This window comes from Streptomyces sp. MMG1121, from assembly GCF_001280015.1.
Lineage (GTDB): Bacteria > Actinomycetota > Actinomycetes > Streptomycetales > Streptomycetaceae > Streptomyces.
Map to the genome: position 1 here is coordinate 19,738 of NZ_LGDV01000208.1, position 16,209 is coordinate 35,946.

Sequence of the window (16,209 nt, forward strand, 5' to 3'; positions counted from 1 at the left end):
CGTCGGATCACAGGAGAGTGCCGGGGGTCCGCGGTTCATTAGGACGCGTGCGCTCAGGCGCGCAGCGGCGGCACAGTCGCGGCGCGGTCGAGGAGGCCGTCGTCGTGGTCGTCCAGGTCCGTATGGTCGACGGAAGCCGCGGGCTTGATCCGCAGGGCCTTCGCGGCCCAGGCGGGCAGGTACCAGTTGGCCCTGCCGAACAGCACCACCAGGGCGGGGGTGAGCAGGGTGCGCACCACCACGGCGTCGATGAGGACACCTGCGGCCATGCCGGTGGCCATCATCTTGATGGTCACGTCGGGAGCGGAGGACAGCGAGAGCAGCGCCAGGAAGAGAATCAGCGCCGCGCTGGTGACCAGCCGTCCGGTGCGGGAAATGCCTTCGACCACGGCCCCGTCGGTGTCCCCGGTGCGGTCGAAGGCCTCGCGGACTCGGGCCAGGATGAACACCTCGTAGTCCATCGAGACGCCGAAGAGGAAGCCGAACAGCAGCATCGGCACCAGGGGGCTGATCGATCCGGTCGCGGGGATGCCCCACAGTGTGTTGGAGCCGTAGCCCAGTTGCCAGACCAGCACCAGCGCGCCATAGGCGGCGCCGACGGAGAGCACGTTGAGAGCGACGGCCTTGGCGGGAAGCAGCAGCGAGCGCATGCCACGGGCCAACAGGACGAAGGTGACCAGGGCGACGACGCCCAGCAGCACCGGGAGCCACTGGAACATGATGTGCGTGATGTCGGTGTTCTGGACGTCCTCGCCACCGATCAGGGCGTCGTGCGGGGCAGCGGCACGCAGATCGGACACGACGGATCCGGCGTGAGAGGTGCCGACCTCCGTCTTGGGCAGCCCCATGATCACTGAGTTGTCGCTGTGCTGCCAGGCGGAGGTGTCCGCGACCAGGACTCCGTGCATCAAGGGCAGGCTCCGCAGAGTCGCGGCCGTGGCGGCGGGGTCCGTACCGGCGGGCAGATGGACCGGAACCGAGGTGAGGACCCCGGAAGGGAAGCCGTCGTGCTGTAGAGCGACCAGGCCCTGTTGCGCGGGGCCGGCGGGGGAGAGCGATGTGACGGCGGGCTGGTTCATGTTGATGGTCAGTCCGAAGGCGCACAGCGCACCGAGGATGGCGGCGCCCGCGACGGCGGCGAGCTTGGGCCGCCTGACGATCGCCTGCGCGGCGTTCGTCCACATCGTTCCCGGGCCGGTGCTCTTGCGCTTGCGCAGTCGGATCCTGTCCATGCGCGGTCCGGCGCTGGACAGCAGCAGCGGGACGACGGTCAGCGCGACCAGGGCGGCGATGGACGGGATGAACAGACCCGACATGCCCACACCTTGGAGGAACGACACCGGCACGACCATGAGGGCGAACAGGCCCAGGGAGGCGATCAGGGCGCTGAAGGCGACCGAGTGGCCGGCTTTGCGCAGTGAGCGGATCACCGCCATCTTGTTGTCGGCGCCCGCGTCGCGTTCCTCGCGCCAGCGGTTGACCAGCAGCAGGGCGTAGTCGACGGAGAGGCCAAGGCCCAGCAGGGCGACGATGAACTGGACGGAGGGGTTGATCGCGATGCTGGTGACGTAGGTCAGGCCCCAGATGGCAAGTTGCATGGTCAGCACCGAGATGATCGCCGAGATGAGCGGCAGGACGGCCAGCGCGGATCCGAAGACCCAGGCCAGAACGATGAGCGCGAGGCCGATGCCCACGAGGATCTCACTCAGTACGCTGCCGCCGGAGGCACCGCCGCCGGAGCTGAGTTGCTCGACACCGGTCACCTGAACGGTGGCCCCAGGCACGGCGTGGGTGATCGCAGAGCCCATGGCGTCCGTCACCTGCTGCGGCACCGGATCGCCCATATGCGGGGGGTAGACCATCACCAGGGTGGAGGTCCCGCCCGTGCCGACCAGAGAGCGGTCCCCGGTGTTGGCGTAGGACAGGTCGCGCACCTGCGGCACCGACGCGGCTACCCTGTCCGCGGCTGCCAGGCCGGCCTTCACCCTCGGGCTGTCCACGGTGGTGCCCTGCGGCAGGCCGACCACCAGCACGCTGGGCCGGGCGGCGACCCCGCCGTACTCCTTCTGCAGGGCCTGGTTCGCGTTATAGCTGGCGGCGCTGATCGTGGTGCCGCTCTTGAGACGGCCGGACACGTGCGGCGCCATGAGCACCCCGACGACGGTGACGGCGACCCAGGCCACGGCCACCCAGATCCGATGCCGCATCACGAATGCGGCGAAGCGTTGCATGACTGGATACCTCCACGAGCGGGTGCGGCCCGCAGTCGCGGACCTTTCACGCATGGCGAAGGTAGGAAGCCGAACCTTTCGATTCGCTTAACAGGCTGCCCTCGCGCAAGCGCCTCATTTCCGGCAGGTTGGAGTGCGGTGACGGACAGGTTTCGCTGGGCTTGACACTCCGGAACCACAGTGCTGAGATCCTGCCATAGCAAACAGCATTTGCTGGCGTTTCACATTTTCCCTGCTCACGCCAATGCTATAGCAAATAGCATACGAGAGAGGTCGTTGCCATGCAATTCATCTCCCGCTCCGCCCTCCGGATGGCGCTCGCCGTGCTCACCGCGGGTGCGGCCCTCGCGGGCTGTTCTTCCGGTGGAGCCACCGGCTCCACCGCCGCCTCGTCCGCGCCGCCGGCCTCCCAGGCGGCGGTCACCGACCTGGTGACCGGCTCCCGCAAGGAGTCCGGGCTGATCGTCTACGGCAACACGCCCGCCGCGGTCATGAAGCCTCTGCTGGACGCGTTCACCAAGGCCTATCCATGGATCAAGCCTGCGTACTCGCAGCTGTCGGACAACCAGGTGTTCAGCAAGTACCAGTCCGAGCACGCCCAAAGCGCCCGCAGCGCCGACCTGTTGATCTCCGACTCGATACCCCAGGTTCTGCAGGGAGAGCACAACGGCCTGTTCGCCAACGTCATTCCGCAGGGTCTGCACAAGTTCCCCGCGTTCACCAACCAGGGCCGCGGCGTCTACGTCATGTCGCCCGACCCGGTGCTGGTGACCTGGAACACCAAGCTGGTCCACGGAGCGAAAGTCCCCACCAGCTACGCCTCGCTGACCGCGCACGTGAAAGCGGATCCGTCGCACAACCCGCTGGTCAGCTACTCACCCGACAATCCGCTCGGGTACGAGGCGGTCTACGGCCTGATCCACATCCTGGGCGCCGACACTGTCTACCAGCAGCTCGACACCCTCGGCCCGCACACCAAGACCTTCGACGAGGGCCTGGACGGCCTGCAGCACCTGGTCCAGGGCGGCGCCACGACCGGCTGGCTGTCCAGCGGCATCGCCCAGGCCGTCGTCCCCCAGTACAAGGGCCTCCTGAAGTACGGGTACATGAGCGATGCCACCCCGCTGACCCCGCGCCTGATCAGCCAGACCTCCGGCGCCGCCTCGCCCGCCTCCGCTCAGCTGTTCCTCGACTTCGTCTTCAGCGAGAAGGGCCAGCAGGTCATGTGCGCCGCCGGGATGGAGGCGTCGATGAACGGCTTCGAGCCCGCCACCGGCTGCACCGCGGACCTCGCGGAACTGGCCAAGCACGTCCCCGCCGCGAAGACCTACCTTGTCCCGGTGTCACAGGACGTGATCGATGAGCAGAAGACGATCACCGACCACTGGAACAAGGCCCTCGGCCGCTGAGCGCCATGACACTCGACACGCTCCCGTCACGGGCCGCCCCGCAGCAACGCACCCGACGCCGCCTCACCCCCGCCGCCCCCGGCCAGTACCTGATCTGGGCCCTGGTCGCCGTTCTGGCCCTGGCACCGCTGGCGCCCCTGGTCTACACCTCGGTGCTGTCCAAGCCCTACTACCTGCCCGGCGGCGTGTTCAGCATGGACGCCTACCGGCAGTTGTTCACCGACCCGGCCTTCCGCACCGCGGCCCTGAACACCCTCGTCTTCGCCGCCTGCGCCACCACGGCCGCCGTCGCGCTCGGCGCCGGCTTCGCCGTCCTGGTCACCCGAACCGACCTCCCGGGGAGACGCCTTCTCGGCCCCGCGCTGCTCGCACCGCTGCTCATCCCTCCGCTCGGCCTGATCATCGGCTGGGAGTCGCTGTACGGACCATCCGGTTACCTCACCCAGCTCTGGCACAGAGACCTGCACCTGCCCGTCTGGAATCTCACCTCGCTCCCCGGCATGTCGGCGCTGGGCGCCGTGGTCAGCCTCCCCATCGCCTATCTGACCTGCAAAGCAGTGCTGGAAGGCGCCGACGGGACGCTGGAGGACGCCGTCCGCGCCTCGGGCGGGGGCACCCTGCTCGTACTGCGCACGGTGACCGTGCCGATGCTGCGCACCGCGCTGCTTGACAGCGGCATGCTGATCTTCACGCTCAGCCTGGAGGTGCTCGGCATCCCTCTGTTCCTGGGCCGCCCGGTGAACATCCAGTTCATCGCCAGCTACCTCTACGACTCCTGGTCGAACAGCCCCGTCCCCGACCCGCCGATCGTCTCCGCGGGGGCGATCCTGCTGCTGGTGGTGGCGTCCGGCATCCTGCTGTTGCGCGGACGGCTGCTGCGCCACTCCCTCCGGTACACCGCCGGCACCCGCGCCACCCCGCCCGCGCACCCGATCGGCCTTGGCCGCTGGCGCGCGCCGGTCGCCGCCGCATCGGCCGCCTTCGTCGTACTCACCTCGGCGATCCCGCTGCTGGGCCTGGCCCTGATGTCGAACGTCACGTCCCTGACCACCCTGGTGGCGCCCTGGCATCTGTGGACAGGCGACAACTGGCGGCAAATCTGGACCGACCCCACCCTGCACCGCGCCATTTCCGACAGCCTGACGGTGGCCGCGATCGGTAGCCTCGCCACGGTCGTCCTCGTTGCCCTGGCCACCGTGATCGCCCACCGTTCCGGGTTCCGGCTGGGGCGTACCCTGCCCGCTCTCCTCGTCTACCCGCGGGCCACGCCCGGCATCGTTTTCGGCGTCGGCTTCTTCTGGCTCTTCCTCATCGTGGACTGGCCCGGTGCCATGCTCCGCACCAGCCTGTGGGGCGAGTTGGTCGCGCTGTGCGTGCGCAACATGACCCTCTCCTACATCGTTCTCGCGCCGGCTCTGGCCCGGCTCAGCCCCGAGTTGGCCAAGGCATCGGCAGCCTCGGGCGCCGGCTGGTGGACCACCACCCGCCGCATCACCCTGCCCCTGCTTCGGCCCGCGTTGCTCAGCGCTCTGGTGCTGATGTTCGTGACCCTGATCAGCGACTACGACCCGGTGGTCTTCCTGACCAAACCCGGCACCGAGCTGATGGGCACCACCATGCTCCAGACCTGGGCCAAAGGGCTGCCGGGACCGGTCGCCGCCCTGGCCCTGGTCCAAGTCCTCCTGGTCGCTGTCGCCCTGGTCCTCGGCCTGGGCTGGACCCTGCGCAAGAAAGCCCACCGCCATGCCTGAGATCACCGTCCGCCGGCTGACCCAGACCTTCGGGGCCGTCAAAGTCCTCGACCAGGTCGACTTCACCGTCCCCGACGGCCGCTTCGTGACCCTGCTCGGCCCCAGTGGCTGCGGCAAGACCACCACGCTCATGTCGATCGCCGGGTTCCACACCCCTGACGCAGGCACCATCGCCCACGGCGACCGCGTACTATTCGACGCCACAGGACGCAGTCTGCCCGCCGAGCGGCGCGACCTCGGCGTGGTCTTCCAGTCCTGCGCACTGTGGCCGCACCTGACCGTCGCCGAGAACGTTGCCTTCCCGCTCAGGGTCCGCAAAGCCGGGCGGCTTGAGACGAAGCAACGCGTTACCGACGTCCTCGAACTGGTCGAACTCGTCCCACGCGCCGACGCCTACCCCCACGAGCTGTCCGGCGGACAGCAGCAGCGGGTCGCCCTGGCCCGCGCCCTCGCCCACGGCCCCAGCGCACTGCTGCTGGACGAGCCGTTCTCCAACCTGGACGCCAAACTCCGCGACCGTGCCCGCGAATGGCTCGGCGGGCTGCAGCGCGACCTCGGCATCACCACCGTCTTCGTCACCCACGACCAGACCGAGGCACTCGCCATGAGCGACCACATCCTGGTCATGAACGGCGGCCGTATCGTCCGCGCCGGCACCCCCGAGGACGTCTACCAGCGCCCCGGAAACCGCTTCGTCGCCGAATTCCTGGGCCGCTGCAACTTCATCACCGGCACGGCCCGCAACCTCGACGGCTCCGCATGGCTTCTGGAAGCCCCTCACCTGCCTGGCGGCCTGCCTTTCCACACACTCACCGCGCCGCCACCTGGACCGGTCACCCTTGCGCTGCGCCCCGAAGCCCTCCTCCTCGACACCCCCGCCGCCCCGGGCGGCCCCACCTGGCAGGCGGAGATCATCCACGCCACGTTCCTCGGCGACCACTACCTCTACACCGTCAGGGTCGGCTCCCACGAACTGCAGGCGCTCCATCGCCGCCGGCTGCCCGAAGCCACCGTCCAGGTGACCCTCGCCCCCGAGGGCGCCACCCTCGTCACCGACGACCCCGCCCCGTTCCCCACTGAGGGCCTCGCTCCCCCAACATCCCAGCCCACGTTTGACAATGTGCTGTAGCAGATATCAAATACGCCTATGTCGCTTCCCGCACTCAGCTCGCAGACCCTGTCCGACCAGGCCTACCAGGCCCTTCGGGCGGCGATCGTCCAAGGCGATCTGCCGTGGGGCGAGAAGATCACCGAGCGCGGACTGGCCGAACGCCTCGGCGTCAGCCCCACACCCGTCCGCGAAGCCCTGCGCCGACTGGAGCAGGAGCAGCTCGTCGAGCGCACCGGACCGCGCTCTCTGCGCGTGGCCGCTGTCTCCCCGCTCGTCCGCAGCGAGAGCGGCACCATGGAGGCCGCCCTGGAAGGAGTCGCCGCGCGCTTCGCCGCCCAGAAGGCCACCCCCGAGCAGTTGGACCGCATGCAGCGACTCCTGGACGAGGCGGACGAGGCCGCCGAGACATTGCGCGCCGACCGTGACGCCGGACGCACCCTGTCCGCCGAGCAGACCGAACGGCTCTTCAACGCCGTCCGCGACTTCCACCGCGAGGTCGAGGCGGCCGCCGACAACACGCAGCTGAGCCGAACCCTGGAGCAGGTGCGGGCCTTCAGCCGCTCCGAGCGGCTGAGTATCGCCGTCGCTCAGGTCACAGCCGGCCGTACGGCCGGGCAGGAGCGGCGCTACCACCAGCACCATGAGTTGCTGAGCGCACTCCACGCCCGCGATGCCGACCGTGCCGATCAGCTCGCCCGAGCCCACGCCCTGTCCGCCGCCGGCGAGTTGGTCGGCTGGGACCAGGCCCGAGAAGCGCTCTCGGACACCGCGGTCGACTGAGTCGAGGAATTCCGCACGCCCAAGCAGGGACTTTGTGCGCTGCTGCTCACGGCATACAAACCTCACATTGGTCTTGCTATAGCAAATAGCTTAGCAAGGAACAGTCCGCCAGCGGAAAGAAGACGAAGAAGAAAAATAGGGAGGAAACATGCAATTCAAGATCCTCGCCCCCACCGGGGCCCTCGGCGCGGGCTTCCGTGCCGAGTCGCTCGCGCGCGGCGTGGCCCTGAAGCCCGACGTCATCGCCTGCGACGCCGGGTCCACCGACAGCGGCCCCTACTACCTGGGCAGCGGAGAGCCCAAGCTGTCCCGCGAAGCCGTCACCCGCGACCTGCGACTGCTACTCAAGGCCCGCGACCGCCTGAACGTGCCGCTCATCATCGGATCTTGCGGAACCAGCGGCCGCGGCGAAGGCGTCGACCGCGTCGCCAACATGGCCCGCGAGATCGCCGCTCAAGAGCACCTGACCTTCAAACTGGTGCGGATCTACTCCGACCAGGACCCCGACACCCTCGCCCGGCGCTTCGCCGAGGGCCGGATCCAGCCACTGGACGGTGCCCCCGAACTGGATCTGGAAACCCTCACCTCCAGCCACGTCGTGGCGATGATGGGCGTTGAGCCGATCCAACAGGCCCTCCGTGACGGGGCGCAGGTGGTGCTGGCCGGACGCGCCAGCGACACGGCACTGTTCGCGGCCTACCCCCACATGCACGGCGCCGACCCCGGTCTGACCTGGCACGCCGCGAAGACCATCGAGTGCGGCGCGGCCTGCGCCATCCCGACCAGCGCCGACGGCCTCTTCGTCCATCTGCGCGACGACCACTTCGACGTCGAGCCGCTCGATCCCGACTCCCGGCTGACGCCGCACTCCGTCGCCGCGCACACCCTGTACGAGAACGCCAACCCTTACCTGATCGCCGAGCCGTCCGGAACGCTGGACACCACCGACGCCACCTACACCGCACTCGACGACCGCCGCGTCCGTGTGGCCGGCGCCCGCTACCTGCCCGCCGAGACCTACACCGTCAAGCTCGAAGGCTCCCGGCTGGTCGGCTACCAGACCATCGCGATCGGCGGCATCCGCGACCGTGTCGTGATCGAGCAGCTGCCCAAGCTCCTGCCCTTCGCCCAGAACTACTTCGTCACCAAGATCCAGGATGTCTTCCAGGGCCGCGTCGCCCCTGACGACGTCACCATCGACTACAGCCTCTACGGCCAGGACGCCGTCCTCGGTGCCTACGACCCGCAACGCGCGGATCCCGTACACGAGCTTGGCATGCTGATCACGGTGACCGCACCCACCCAGGAGACCGCACATGCCGTGGCGACCTTCGTCGCCCACACATCCTCCCATCTGCCCATCTCCAGCTACGACGGCCTGGCCGGCACCGTCGCCTACCCCTTCTCCCCGCCGGAAACAGACCGCGGGCCCCTCTACCGCTTCACCCTCCACCACGTCGCCCTCCCCGAGACCCCGTACGAGCTGTTCTCCACCGTCCACGAAGAGGTGACCGCATGACTCGGCTACTCGACCTGTGCACGCTGATCCGCTCCAAGAACGCCGGCCCGTTCTGGCTCACCTTCGACTTCGTGGCCGGCGATCGGGCCGCCTTCGAACGCATCGCCCAGCCAGGGGTGTTCACCCGCCAGCTCTTCACCGAACTGTACGGAGCGGACCCGGCGCACATTCTGATCGTCCGTCACGAACGAGCCCAGGCCGTGAAGGTCTCATTCCCCCGCCCCGTTCGACAAGGCGACCTCACCGACAGCGACAGCTACGGCGGTCAGCAGTACGCACCGCTGGTCGACTTGGAGGTCCCCGAGCTGGTCGGCTGATCCGGCCTTCCGCGTCCCGACAGAGGTCATTGATCGTGTGCCCCGATCCCAAACTGGCCTCAGCTTGTAGTTTATCCCTTCAACCGAATGTGCTCGGTGAGTGATTCGGCTCGTTTAGAAGCCGTATCTCAACCGATCTTGGAACGGATCGAACAGCGTTCCTGGTCGGGTGATCTTCCGGCGGTACGCGTATGAAGGCAGGGCCTCCTGGTAGCTCGGGGGTGCGACCCCATTCCGAGCGGTTCCCGGAGGCCCTGTTGTCGTTGTTGTACGTGCCCGAGCCCGTTGACTTCAACTCGCCCGCTGTGCCTGGCGATTGCCTCGCGCACGTGTACGGCAACGCGGCCGATCACCCCGATCGGGTGCGCCGGTATCCGTCGGATATGACGGACGCGGAGTGGGCGGCCGTGCGGCCGTTGCTGCCGGTGCCGGCCTGGCTTTTGGGGCGGGGCGGACGGCCCGAGGGCTACTGCCACCGGCAGCTGCTGGATGCGGTCCGCTATCTGGTCGCGGGCGGGATCTCGTGGCGGGCGCTGCCCGCGGACTTCCCCGATTGGGGCCGAGTTTACGCCTTCTTCCGCCGCTGGCGCGAGCACGGGCTGATCGCCGAGTTCCACGACCGGCTGCGCGGGATGGTCCGTGAAGGCGAGGGCCGCGAGGCCGAGCCCACGGCGGGGATCATCGACGCGCAGTCGGTGCGGGCCGCCGCGACGGTGCCGGCCGCCTCACGCGGCTACGACGGCGGGAAGAAGGTGCCGGGCCGCAAACGGCACATCGTGACCGACACCCTCGGTCTGCTCCTGGTCGTCGCGGTCACCGCCGCGAACATCGGCGACCGCGACGCCGCGACGGGCCTGCTGACCTGGCTGCGCCGCCTGCACCGCGACATCACCCTCGTCTGGGCCGACGGCGGATACGCCGGCGGCCTCGTCGACTGGTGCAGGGACAAACTCGCTCTGACCTTGGAGATCGTCAAGCGCACCGACGACATGACAGGCTTCGTGGTGCTGCCGAGGCGGTGGGTGGCAGAGCGCACGTTCGCGTGGTTGATGCACTCCCGCCGTCTGGCCCGGGACTACGAGACCCTGCCCGCCACCAGCGAGGCGATGATCCGGTGGTCGATGGTCACGCGGATGAGCCGACGTCTGGCACGGCCACGGCCACGGGCCGCCGGCCGGCACTGAATGCCCCCGACGTCTCCAGGAGAAGCCACCCGCGCTCCGCCAGGCGCCGGGCTTTCGACCGCAGCCCCTCGACCTTCGCCGGCGTCGCGTCAAGGCCCAGCTCCACCGCGATCTCCTTGGCTCGAAGCGGGCCGTCACCCGTGGACCGCTGCTGTTCCAGCACGCCCAGAATCCGCTGATAGTCCGGCGCCAGAACCGTCACCGGCAGTCCTTCCCGCCAGGGCGGCACCGTCGAGCCCGGCACCGGCGCGAGCGACGGCGCCGCTTCCTCCTCCGCCTCGGTCGTGGTCACGGCAGTGGACTCGGCCGCAGAAACTGCCAGGGCCTCGAGCAGTTCCTCCCGCGCGATCACCCGCCGGTCCAGCTCCATCTCCGCGGCCTCCAACACCTCAGCCAACCGCGCGACTTCCTCCCGCAAGCCCTCCACCCGCACACGAGCAGCCGCCTCTCGCTCCTCCAGCATTCCCAGCACCGACGCCACCGCGCACCCCTCGACCATGAAGCGGACACAAGACGTCGCGATGCCTCCCTCAACCCGAGCGAAACCATGCCTGACCAGGAGGAATCAAGGGATCGCGTTCGGTTGACATACGGCTTCTTAGCCTCCGGTGTGTGCTTGGTGAGGGTGAATAGGTCGGGCTCGGTCTCGGTGAGAATGCCGCGGCGGACCAGGCGCTTCAGCTTGGCACGCATGCTCTCGATGTATCAGGACGGCACGTGGCAGCGGATCTTCGCCGCACTGCAGGCCCAGGCCGATGACAAGGGGCTCATCACCTGGGACATCAACGTCGATTCCACTGTCTGTCGGGCCCACCAGCATGCCGCCGGGGCACGCAAAAGGGGGCTCTGCAAAAGGAACCGCCTGGTGGGATCGGCATCGAGCCTGACGACCACGGTCTGGGCCGTTCGCGCGGCGGTCTGACCACCAAGCTGCACCTGGCCGTCGAACAAGGGCAGAAGCCGATGGCCATAGTGATCACCGCCGGACAGTGCGGGGACTCCCCGCAGTTCGAGCCCGTCCTGAAGAAGATCCGTGTGGCCCGGCTGGGTCCGGGCAGGCCCCGCACCCGCCCGGACCGGGTCCGCGCCGACAAGGCGTACGCGTCCCGCAAGAACCGCGCGTATCTGTGCTGGCGGGGTATCCGCTGCACCATTCCGGACAAGGCCGACCAGGCGCGTAACCGACGAGAGCGCGGCTCTCGCGGCGGTCGTCCACCGAAGTTCGACAAGATCGACTACCGCGAACGCCACGCGGTCGAGTGAGGGATCAACAGGCTCAAGAGGCACCGCGCGATAGCCACGAGGTACGACAAACTCGCGGTCCGCTACGAGGCCACCGCCCTCGTAGCAGCCATCAACGAGTGGCTGTGATCAGCCCTGGTGAGGCAGCTGGGCCAGGGCCTTAAGGATGCGCTTCCAGGCGTCGCCAGACGCGTCCGCGTCGTAGCTCTCGGGACGGTCCTCACACAGAAAGCCATGCTGGGCAGCCGGATAGTCGATCAGCTCATGACGCACACCGGCCTGCTCAAGACGCTGCCCCATACGCTGCCACTCGACCATGGAGATCAGGAAGTCCTGTCCACCCACGAGACCGAGCAGCATCGCGCCGTGTGCGGCCACCGATGCCGCGCCCTGGGGAGTCAGAGGCGGTTCCGGCTCGGCCAGCGGAATCCCGCCGTCCAGGGTCCAACCGCCGTAGCAGCTGACGACCACGTCCAGCGGCAGACGCGTGGCCGCGAGGACACCGAGGTGACCACCAAGGGAGAACCCGACGAACGCGCGGCCAGCCCCGGCACCCAATTCCGCACCAGCCGCGAGGGACGCTTCGGTATCGTCCGCGACACCCTTGCGTGTCAGATGACCGAGCAGCCGGAAACCCTCCTTGCGCCCGGCATCGTCGTAGCCGAGTTCGTCGCGGCGTGACTGACGCCAGTAGAAGTCCGGGGCGATCGCCAAGTAACCGGCTGCTGCCAGCCGCTCGCACACCTTCTCCACCCAGGGTGTAACACCGAACAGTTCCATGCCAACCACCACGGTCGCCCGAGGCTCCTGCGCCAGTGGCGTGGCCGCATAGACGTCCGGCCCCTCAGACAAGCGCGTCCAACGAGCAGAAACCGACACAAGATCCGACATGGTTGTCCCCCCAGACGAGCAGCAAAGAGATTCCGCAGCCTGGCCGCAGGCTCCCTCAGGCTAACCCGAGCCATTTGCCGACTCACCCCCACCCCCAACCACTTCCGATACACGCCCTAGTACTCCAGTCAGAGATCGTGTCCTGAGCTGGTTCTTCTTCGGTAGTGGCAACGGCGGGCGATGGCTTGGTGGTGGCTGCGCCACTGGGACCAGTTCAGTGTGTGGAGTCGTCGGTCCTGGTGGGGTCTGGGGTGGGGCAGAAGAGTGTCCAGTAGGCGCCGGATCTCTGCCACGGTGAGGGGGATGAGGCTGGTGGTGTCGTTTCTGCCGCCCCCCCTTGCGGTGTCCTGGGCCCGGGCTGCGAGGACAGCGATGGCGAGCTCGCTGGGGTCGGACAGGCTGCGGCGGGCCATCACCCAGCGGTGATGGGTGGGTGGGTCCGGGTCGAAGATGATGCTGGCGGGCAGTTTGGCCGCGGCCCAGTCGTAGACGCGTGGGCCCTTGGCCCCGTCACCGCAGGACAGCCGCTGCCAGGCGTCGTTGGGTGCTTCCTCGATGAGCTGGTCGATGCGCCAGATGCCGGCCAGGGACTTGATCTGCTGGGACTTCGGCACCGCCACGACATAGCCGACGTCGAGCTGCTCGAGCAGGCGGCGGAAGGACCAGTCCTGTCCGTAAGCCTCATCGGCAGTCACCCATGCGGCAGGCAGGCCCGCGGCGATGCAGTGACGGACCACGCCCCTGGCCAGCTCGCCCTTGGTCGCGAAGGTGCGCTCGTCGGGGATCTTCGCTTTCCGGCACCGTTCTCGATCCTTGGTCCAGCACTTGGGCAGGTAGAGCTCACGGTCGACCAGGGCTCTGCCATGGCCGGTGGCGTAGGCCGCGAAGACTCCGATCTGGCAGTTGTCGATCTTTCCCCAGGTGCCGGTGTACTGTCTCGACACCCCGGCCGACGTGGTGCCCTTCTTGATGAAGCCGGTGTCATCGATGATCAGCACTCCGCCCGGACCCAGTCGTTCGCCGACGTACTCCCTCAGGTCATCCCGAACGGCATCGGCGTCCCAGCGGGCACCGTTCAGCAGATGCTGCAGCCCAGCAGGGTCGCGGTGTCCGGCGTACTCGGCCAGTTGCCAGCCGTTCTTGCGGCCCACCGGCGCCAGCAGGCCACGGACGTAGTCTCGCATCCGCCACCGCAGATCCGCCCGCCCGAACCGGCCCGCCACCAACGCGAAGACCGACTCCAACTCCTCGGCCCAGCCCTCGACTTCAGTCATCCCCTCCACGACCGGACAACGAGAACAACCAGCTCAGGACACGATCTCTGACTGGAGTACTAGGCCCTGTCGTCAGACTTCCGCCTGCCTCGCGGCGTCATGCACGCCCCCTCGCCGCACCGGGCCCCGGCCCGAGTACGTCCACAGTACGAGGGCCAAGGCCCGGCACGCCGAGAGCACGTACCTGACGCCGCCAGGCCCGCCCTCCGGGCGGACGGCGGGAGTCCGACGACAGGACCTGGTGTGGTGAGCTGGGCGTGGTTCATGGTCAACCTGCGTGCACCCGTCCTGCGCCGGTCCAGCGGTGACCGGCGGACCCGCTCCCCGCTCAGGGGAACCGGTCCGCCGATCACCGGGTGCCGACTCAGGCGAGCTGCAGCATGGTCTTCCAGGTGCTGCCGCCATAGGCGACTGTGGTGGCGCTGTTGATGCCGCCCTTGCCGTCGCCCTTGTAGAGGTGCAGGGTGCCGTCGTCCCAGATGGCCATCAGGTCGGCGATCCCGTCCCCGTTGAAGTCGCCGGCGGCCAGCTGGCGCACGGTGCCCCAGGTGCTGCCGCCGACCGGAACGGCGACCTGGCCGCCGACCTGGCCGGTGCCGTCACCGCCGTAGAGGTGCAGGGTGCCGTCGGTCCAGATGGCCATCAGGTCGGCGATCCCGTCCCCGTTGAAGTCGCCGGCGGCCAGCTGCTTCACCGTGCCCCAGGTGCCACCGCCCGTGTTCACCTTGACCTGACCTTCGAGCTGTCCGTCGCCCTTGCCCTTGTAGAAGTGCAGGGTGCCGTCGGTCCAGATGGCCATCAGGTCGGCGATGCCGTCGCCGTCGAAGTCGCCGGCGGCCAGCTGCTTCACCGTGCCCCAGGTGCTGCCCCCGGTGGTGACGGTGACTCCGTCGGCGAACTTGCCCTTGCCGTCACCCTTGTAGATGTGCAGGGTGCCGTCGTCCCAGACGGCCATGAGGTCGGCGATGCCGTCGTTCGTGAAGTCGCCCTTGGCGAGCTGCTTCGTGGTCTTCCAGGTGGTACCGCCGAGCTGGGCGATGTTCTGACCGCTCAGCCCCTTGGCCGCGTCACCGGGGTACAGGTGCAGGGTCCCGTCGTCCCAGAGGCCGGCGAGGTCGGCTATGCCGTCGCCGGTCACATCGTCCTGGGCCCGGAAGGCGGTCTGGTGAATCCAGTCGGCGAGGTCGTCGACCCGGACGTCGAACGCGTCGGTGCGGGTCTCCTGCGGGTCCATGCCCAGGCAACCACCCTGCCAGGAACGGGAGTTGACGGCCACGAGTTCCGGGGTTCCGTTGCTGACGCGCAGCGCCGGGCCGCCGCCGTCGCCCTGGCAGACCACGGCCTGGTCGGAGCCGGTGAGCGTGACATCGCCGCCGGCCGCGGAGGCGACGGTGAAGGAGGCGGAGTGCAGCTTGTCCGGCACCCATTCCGTCTTGGTACGGCCGAAGCCCAGGACCGTCAGCTGCTCACCCGCGGCCGGGCCGGTGGTGGCGAGCTTGACCGGGGCGACGCCCTGGACACGGTGGGCGAGCTTGACCATCACGAGGTCGCGGTCGGTACGCGGGACGAGCTCGACCGCGTCCAGCACCGCCCCGCCGGACTGGGTCAGGTCGGTACGGCCCACCGTGACGGTGGTCTTGTAGGTGGGCTTGCCGGCCGTAGCGGGCTTGCCCGCGTCGGCGAAGCAGCTGGCGGCGGTGAGGACCCACTGGGGGGCCACCAGCACACCCGAGCAGGCCTGCTGCTCCGCGACGTTGATCTTCGCGGTGAAGGCGTAGGCGCCGTCCTGAGCGTCGGTGCCCGTCAGGGCGGGGGCCGGCGATGCGCCGACCAGACCGGCGGCGACAGTCGTGGCCGCGAGGAAGGTCGCGCTCCACGCCGCGCGTGAGTTGTTTTTGGTCATGAACGGTCCTTGGTGAGGTTTTGAGGTCGCGGAAATGCCGCTGCATCCCGGTGATCGGTCGCTGAGGTGCGACCGCCGGTCAGTTGCTGGTGCGGATTTCCATGAGGACGAATTCGCGGGCCTGCGGATCGGCGGACTCGCCCACCGCGGTCCACTGGCCCTTCGTGACCTCGACCTGCTGCTGTGTGTTGTCCGCCGCGGTGAGACTGACGTCGGCGGCGTGGTCGGCCGAGCCCTTCACCCCGTACACGGAGGGGATTTCCAGGGTGAGCCAGCCGGAGGTGCCGGTGGTGCGGAAGCAGATCTTCTGGTTGCTGCGCGACCACACCTCCATCAGACCGGTCCCGGAGGAGCAGTCGGCGAGGGTGATGTGGCCGTCGCCGCGCTTGAGGACGATGCCCTGCGCCGCCTTGATCTTGTCGGCGCCGGGGTAGCCGAGGTCGTCGACCGCGTAGCCGGGCTGGTCGTTGACGACCGGCACAGCGGCGGTGTGCGAGCCGCTGCCGTGGGAGGTGGTGACGGCGACGAGCGCGGCGGCGCAGGCTGCGGCAGCCGCGGCGGTGACTGTGAACCGCCGTGCGAGTTTCATGCAAGATC

At 68.6% G+C, this 16,209-nt stretch carries 14 protein-coding genes and 1 pseudogene; 9 read left to right on the forward strand and 6 right to left on the reverse strand.

What is annotated here, in order from left to right:
* Positions 1-53: 53 nt before the first annotated feature.
* Complete coding sequence (locus tag ADK64_RS28810) at positions 54-2,231, reverse strand: MMPL family transporter (protein ID WP_053663575.1); 2,178 nt, start codon at positions 2,229-2,231, stop codon at positions 54-56.
* A gap of 281 nt (positions 2,232-2,512) precedes the next feature.
* Here ADK64_RS28810 and ADK64_RS28815 point away from each other — a divergent pair, with 281 nt between their 5' ends.
* The 7 genes from ADK64_RS28815 (at position 2,513) to ADK64_RS28845 (ending at position 10,302) form a co-directional block, all read left to right on the forward strand.
* On the forward strand, positions 2,513-3,640 hold the full coding sequence (locus ADK64_RS28815) for an ABC transporter substrate-binding protein (RefSeq protein ID WP_053663576.1): 1,128 nt from the start codon (positions 2,513-2,515) through the stop codon (positions 3,638-3,640).
* A 5-nt stretch (positions 3,641-3,645) separates the two neighbouring features.
* Positions 3,646-5,391: an ABC transporter permease gene (locus tag ADK64_RS28820; protein WP_053663579.1), complete on the forward strand. Its 1,746-nt coding sequence runs from the start codon at positions 3,646-3,648 to the stop codon at positions 5,389-5,391.
* On the forward strand, positions 5,384-6,520 hold the full coding sequence (locus ADK64_RS28825) for an ABC transporter ATP-binding protein (RefSeq protein ID WP_053663581.1): 1,137 nt from the start codon (positions 5,384-5,386) through the stop codon (positions 6,518-6,520). Before ADK64_RS28820 ends, ADK64_RS28825 begins: the two co-directional genes overlap by 8 nt.
* Before the next feature lie 18 nt (positions 6,521-6,538).
* A complete protein-coding gene (locus ADK64_RS28830; RefSeq protein ID WP_053663583.1) occupies positions 6,539-7,282 on the forward strand; it encodes a GntR family transcriptional regulator in 744 nt (247 codons plus the stop codon).
* 148 nt (positions 7,283-7,430) lie between these two features.
* A complete protein-coding gene (locus ADK64_RS28835; protein WP_053663585.1) occupies positions 7,431-8,801 on the forward strand; it encodes an acyclic terpene utilization AtuA family protein in 1,371 nt (456 codons plus the stop codon).
* On the forward strand, positions 8,798-9,118 hold the full coding sequence (locus tag ADK64_RS28840; protein ID WP_053663586.1) for a DUF4387 domain-containing protein: 321 nt from the start codon (positions 8,798-8,800) through the stop codon (positions 9,116-9,118). The genes ADK64_RS28835 and ADK64_RS28840 overlap by 4 nt, the downstream gene beginning before the upstream one ends.
* A 383-nt stretch (positions 9,119-9,501) precedes the next feature.
* Positions 9,502-10,302, forward strand: a complete 801-nt coding sequence (locus tag ADK64_RS28845) for an IS5 family transposase (RefSeq protein WP_234384737.1) — start codon at positions 9,502-9,504, stop codon at positions 10,300-10,302.
* Here ADK64_RS28845 and ADK64_RS28850 read toward each other — a convergent pair.
* Entirely contained in the window at positions 10,244-10,801 is a 558-nt protein-coding gene (locus tag ADK64_RS28850; protein WP_053663590.1) for a hypothetical protein, read from the reverse strand. The genes ADK64_RS28845 and ADK64_RS28850 overlap by 59 nt on opposite strands.
* A 192-nt stretch (positions 10,802-10,993) precedes the next feature.
* On the opposite strand from ADK64_RS28850, the gene ADK64_RS47605 reads away from it, so the two are divergent.
* Both ADK64_RS47605 and ADK64_RS43580 read left to right on the forward strand, forming a co-directional pair.
* Complete coding sequence (locus tag ADK64_RS47605) at positions 10,994-11,224, forward strand: hypothetical protein (RefSeq protein ID WP_234384738.1); 231 nt, start codon at positions 10,994-10,996, stop codon at positions 11,222-11,224.
* Between the two features lie 14 nt (positions 11,225-11,238).
* On the forward strand, positions 11,239-11,565 hold the full coding sequence (locus ADK64_RS43580; RefSeq protein WP_420713049.1) for a transposase: 327 nt from the start codon (positions 11,239-11,241) through the stop codon (positions 11,563-11,565).
* 108 nt (positions 11,566-11,673) lie between these two features.
* On the opposite strand, the gene ADK64_RS28865 is transcribed toward ADK64_RS43580, so the two are convergent.
* The 4 genes and pseudogenes from ADK64_RS28865 to ADK64_RS28880 form a co-directional block, all read right to left on the reverse strand.
* The gene (locus ADK64_RS28865; protein ID WP_078992893.1) at positions 11,674-12,435 is read right to left on the reverse strand and encodes a dienelactone hydrolase family protein; all 762 of its coding nucleotides are present in this window, start codon (positions 12,433-12,435) and stop codon (positions 11,674-11,676) included.
* A 214-nt stretch (positions 12,436-12,649) separates the two neighbouring features.
* A pseudogene (locus ADK64_RS42255) lies at positions 12,650-13,709 on the reverse strand (IS701 family transposase).
* A 364-nt stretch (positions 13,710-14,073) separates the two neighbouring features.
* The gene (locus ADK64_RS28875) at positions 14,074-15,612 is read right to left on the reverse strand and encodes an FG-GAP-like repeat-containing protein (RefSeq protein WP_053663594.1); all 1,539 of its coding nucleotides are present in this window, start codon (positions 15,610-15,612) and stop codon (positions 14,074-14,076) included.
* Between the two features lie 79 nt (positions 15,613-15,691).
* Positions 15,692-16,201: a hypothetical protein gene (locus ADK64_RS28880; protein WP_078992894.1), complete on the reverse strand. Its 510-nt coding sequence runs from the start codon at positions 16,199-16,201 to the stop codon at positions 15,692-15,694.
* Between the last annotated feature and the right edge of the window lie 8 nt (positions 16,202-16,209).

Bases quoted from the DNA above. Each gene is read 5' to 3' on its own strand.
- ADK64_RS28810 (WP_053663575.1), bottom strand. From the start codon at position 2,231: ATGCAACGCTTCGCCGCATTCGTGATGCGGCATCGGATCTGGGTGGCC.
- ADK64_RS28815 (WP_053663576.1), top strand. From the start codon at position 2,513: ATGCAATTCATCTCCCGCTCCGCCCTCCGGATGGCGCTCGCCGTGCTC.
- ADK64_RS28820 (WP_053663579.1), top strand. From the start codon at position 3,646: ATGACACTCGACACGCTCCCGTCACGGGCCGCCCCGCAGCAACGCACC.
- ADK64_RS28825 (WP_053663581.1), top strand. From the start codon at position 5,384: ATGCCTGAGATCACCGTCCGCCGGCTGACCCAGACCTTCGGGGCCGTC.
- ADK64_RS28830 (WP_053663583.1), top strand. From the start codon at position 6,539: ATGTCGCTTCCCGCACTCAGCTCGCAGACCCTGTCCGACCAGGCCTAC.
- ADK64_RS28835 (WP_053663585.1), top strand. From the start codon at position 7,431: ATGCAATTCAAGATCCTCGCCCCCACCGGGGCCCTCGGCGCGGGCTTC.
- ADK64_RS28840 (WP_053663586.1), top strand. From the start codon at position 8,798: ATGACTCGGCTACTCGACCTGTGCACGCTGATCCGCTCCAAGAACGCC.
- ADK64_RS28845 (WP_234384737.1), top strand. From the start codon at position 9,502: ATGACGGACGCGGAGTGGGCGGCCGTGCGGCCGTTGCTGCCGGTGCCG.
- ADK64_RS28850 (WP_053663590.1), bottom strand. From the start codon at position 10,801: ATGGTCGAGGGGTGCGCGGTGGCGTCGGTGCTGGGAATGCTGGAGGAG.
- ADK64_RS47605 (WP_234384738.1), top strand. From the start codon at position 10,994: ATGCTCTCGATGTATCAGGACGGCACGTGGCAGCGGATCTTCGCCGCA.
- ADK64_RS28865 (WP_078992893.1), bottom strand. From the start codon at position 12,435: ATGTCGGATCTTGTGTCGGTTTCTGCTCGTTGGACGCGCTTGTCTGAG.
- ADK64_RS28875 (WP_053663594.1), bottom strand. From the start codon at position 15,612: ATGACCAAAAACAACTCACGCGCGGCGTGGAGCGCGACCTTCCTCGCG.
- ADK64_RS28880 (WP_078992894.1), bottom strand. From the start codon at position 16,201: ATGAAACTCGCACGGCGGTTCACAGTCACCGCCGCGGCTGCCGCAGCC.